This window comes from Sphingomonas endophytica (genome assembly GCF_001476895.1).
GTDB classification, from domain to species: domain Bacteria; phylum Pseudomonadota; class Alphaproteobacteria; order Sphingomonadales; family Sphingomonadaceae; genus Sphingomonas; species Sphingomonas endophytica_A.
In genome coordinates, this window is the sequence record NZ_LDTB01000266.1 from 1 (window position 1) to 875 (window position 875).

The 875-nt window shown below is 62.7% G+C and carries 2 protein-coding genes; both read left to right on the forward strand.

The features are described from left to right. The first annotated feature begins 106 nt into the window (after nucleotides 1-106). Nucleotides 107-622, forward strand: coding sequence for a hypothetical protein (locus tag NS334_RS17115; RefSeq protein ID WP_058607110.1), 516 nt, complete (start codon nucleotides 107-109; stop codon nucleotides 620-622). Between the two features lie 24 nt (nucleotides 623-646). Continuing rightward, nucleotides 647-875 (forward strand): hypothetical protein (locus NS334_RS18950; protein ID WP_206542733.1); only part of this gene is annotated, 229 nt, incomplete at its 3' end.

Below are 875 nucleotides of genomic sequence, written 5' to 3' on the forward strand. Positions count from 1 at the left end.
GTGTGCTGCAGTATGATCGAAGTCAGGGCTACGAGCCGAAGCCGATGCCGAGGCGTGTTGCCCGTTCGTACTTGGAGGCCGCATTCGGTCCGTCTGGAGTGGTGACGTGGCTCAGAACACTCTTGCCGTAGAGAAGCACCAGGCCGGCGCGGAATACCTCGCCGCTTTGCGCACGCTCGGCTTGGACCCTGAGGCGCTGTTCTGGGCCAGGGACACCGTCGTCGACGAAGACGTGCTGATCCTGGTGACCAGCCTCTTCGATTTCGCGGGGCCGCTCGAACTGTCTGAGCTGCTGTTCCGGGCATACAACCTCGCCGCGACCCCGCGCGAGGTAGACCCGTTCATCCTCCGGATGCACAGCCCGCGGCACACGGCCATTCAGGAGATGGCCCGCCACTTCGGCGACGGTACGCGCATCAAGCTGCCTATCCGAATGACGCTCGTGAAGCCGGTTCCGGGCGTGCATGAGATCCGGTTGGCCTCCCTGTCTATGGGAGCGGATGTCACTGCCTACGCGGATGCGGTCTACAAATTTGACCTCTCAGAGCAGACCCGCACGTCCGTGGAAGCGTCCCGCCGCTGGCGGCGGTTTCAGAAGCACGTCGACAAGCTGGCCGCCTAGGTTGCAGGCCGCTGAACGCTCGTGATGGCAGACGGTCCGGGCGCTGAGTGGGTCAAGTTTTGGGGCGGCCTTGCGGGCCTCGTCACCTTCGTCTTCACGGTGTGGGACCGCGCTTTTCGAAGCCGTCCTTGGATCGAACCGCACGTTTTCATGACGGCAGATTTTCGGTCCGCGATGTTCGGTGGGATCCCGGATGACGTGACTGCCTCTTTGCGGATCTTCAATCCAGGGCCAAGAAACATCGGTATCGGTC